Source organism: Actinomyces sp. ICM58 (assembly GCF_000283035.1).
Classification (GTDB): domain Bacteria; phylum Actinomycetota; class Actinomycetes; order Actinomycetales; family Actinomycetaceae; genus Pauljensenia.
The window spans coordinates 1-2,548 of record NZ_ALIY01000093.1; the positions used below are offsets into that span (position 1 = coordinate 1).

Annotated in this window: 2 protein-coding genes; one reads left to right on the forward strand and one right to left on the reverse strand. The window is 62.3% G+C overall.

Annotation, left to right across the window (positions count from 1 at the left end):
- Positions 1-121 precede the first annotated feature (121 nt).
- Positions 122-892 carry a CDP-alcohol phosphatidyltransferase family protein gene (locus tag HMPREF1138_RS04535; RefSeq protein ID WP_009057087.1) on the reverse strand — a complete coding sequence of 257 codons (771 nt, stop codon included), beginning with the start codon at positions 890-892 and terminating at the stop codon, positions 122-124.
- 480 nt (positions 893-1,372) lie between these two features.
- On the opposite strand from HMPREF1138_RS04535, the gene HMPREF1138_RS11380 reads away from it, so the two are divergent.
- Entirely contained in the window at positions 1,373-2,068 is a 696-nt protein-coding gene (locus tag HMPREF1138_RS11380; protein WP_202898338.1) for a hypothetical protein, read from the forward strand.
- The last annotated feature ends 480 nt before the right edge of the window (positions 2,069-2,548 follow it).

Sequence of the window (2,548 nt, forward strand, 5' to 3'; positions counted from 1 at the left end):
GCCGCCCGCGGGCACCACCCCACCCCGCCCCGGCCTCGTCGCCGCCCGAACGAGGCTCGCATAACAAACATCCCCCGAGCGCCAGGCCCGGGGGTGTTCGTCGGTGATCGTGGGGCGGGAACTACTTGTCCTCGCCGGTGGCCGTGCGGATGAAGCCCGCGACCATGAACCAGCCGCCGCCGACCCAGAAAAGGATGAGCGTCCACAGGGGCTGGACCGGGTAGATGACGACCAGGTACGCGCAGGCGACGATCCACGCGGCGGCGCCGACGATGTTGGGGATCTGGAAGCGCTTGACGCGCGCGGGATGCGTGTAGTGCAGCGGGACGAGCGTCATGATCGCGAGGAAGATCGTCGCCGCGATGTTCACCCACGCGGGGGTCTGCAGGACGTACATGACGATCGCGACGCAGTTCCACGCGGCGGGGAAGCCCACGAAGTAGTTGTCGTTGGATTTTTCACCGTCGTTCGCGTAGCAGAACAGGGAGGAGACGATGATGACGATCATCATGACGACCGGCACGGGCTGCGGGCCGAAGGGCAGGTGCAGCGCCATGAACAGTGCGGGCAGAAAGGTCCACGTCAGGTAGTCGACGAGGTTGTCAACGACGCCGCCGTCGAACCACGGGATGGCGTCGCGCACGCCGACCTTGCGGGCGAGGGTGCCGTCGACGCCGTCCACGACCAGGGCGATGACGAGCCACAGCCACATCATGGGGATGTTGTTGTTGAGGATCGCGAACAGGGCGAGCGTCGCCCACACGAGGCCCGAGATGGTGAACGCGTGGACCCCCCACGCGGCGATGACGCGGCCCAGGCTGGGTTTGTGTGTCGCGGACGAGGCCTGGGCGTCGTTTTGCGATTGGGTGTCGATGGCAGTTTCTTCGGGCACGGCGGCTCCTGTAGGACGGGTACTTTCCGTTCCACAGTATGCCAAAGATTGGTGATCAATCGGTAGGACTTGAGACAGACCACCCAGCTCGGCGGGCCAGGGGGCGGCGGCACGTCTCATCGGTAACGCCAGGTTTGCCTTGGTTCATTATGGTCAACGCCATTCCTTATTCCGGTTGCACGAGAGAGCATGCCGGGCGAGGGGAGCGTCGCCGCGTCGGTCGTCTGCACACGTCGTTGACGCGGAAAATGAGCGGACAGCGTCGGGGCCCGTGAGACGACCCTCGAAGGCCTCTGGCGCCATGGCGTTCTCGTCGGAGCCTCCTTCGGACAGTTCGCCCCACCGGCGCGAGACGCCCGGGCTACCGCGCGAAACGAGCATGATCGGTATGCCTGTATTACTACTAATACCTTAGTTGACAGACCCTTCCCGGGAATCTATTCTCAGAGCAATTCCTCTCCAGTGAAAGAGAACACAACGATGTTTCACTCTCAATGTACCGGGTCCAAGCGCCGCGCAGCCATCATCGCCGCTGGCTTGTCCCTCCTGCTGGCAGCATGCTCGCACGCCCCCAAGCCAGACGCCACACCCACTCCTACCGCCACCCCGGAGCCCACCACGGCCTCGCCGAGCCCGACGGCCACGACACCCTCTCCTACCCCGTCCGCGTCGATGGCGTCGCCGACGCCGAGCGCAATGGCCAGCAAGTCCCCCGAGTGGAACCCGACGCTGGACCAGGCGGTCGCGAAGGAAAAATGCGGACAAGAAGACTGGAATTCATACTCCTGGGAAACTCTTTCCGGATCCGATGATGTCTCGGCCATCGCGCAGAAGACCTACAACAACGGCTTCAAATGTTTCATGAAACATACACTGGATGACGGTTCCGTTGAGTTCCTCGTCCCCAAGGATGCCAAGACCTTCACCATCACAGCGGGCCAGTCGGACTACTCGCGCGACACAAACATCACGGTGACCTTCGAGATCAGCGACCCTATCTCGGACAAGGTCCTCGACACGGCGTCCCTACGCCTCAACGAGGCGAAGGAGTTCAGCATCGACGTCTCGTCGGTTCCGCGCCTGAAGATGAAGGCGCTCGTAGAAGCAGCACCAGGAGAGAGCCGCAAGAGCGACATTAGTATCACTGTCATCTGGGCAGACCCGAAGTTCTCGTAGGAGGACGCTTCCACGGGGACGACACTGCCGCCTCATCGACCCGGCCCGCGAATCGAGCGATTCGCGGGCCGTCGTCCGTTCGTCACGGCCCCGACATGAGCAACGCGGGTGGAGAGAGGACACGCGTGTTGGTCGGGGCTCAGTCCCAGACATCGTCGAGGGCTGCATCGTCGGAACTGCGGGCTCGCGTCGACGACTGTGCCGGTGGACTGCAGGTCGCAGTCCAGACAGATTTCGCACGTAATTTCCCTCGGTCATTTTTCGAGATCACCCGAAAACGTTGCAATTCCAACGACCTAACTTCATTATTTGAAATACTTGCAGGGGAATTACGTGCGAAATTGCTGAGTGTTGAGCAAGACATGGGAATGACGTGCGACATTGCCGAGTGACGAACAAGACAAGGCAACACACAGCAACACAAGCCCCACCAGTGCGAAGGGCGCCCGGAACACCAGCGGCACCGCACAGCGAAGGGGC

Excerpts from the sequence above, each read along its gene's own strand:
- HMPREF1138_RS11380 (WP_202898338.1), top strand. The coding sequence starts at position 1,373 with ATGTTTCACTCTCAATGTACCGGGTCCAAGCGCCGCGCAGCCATCATC.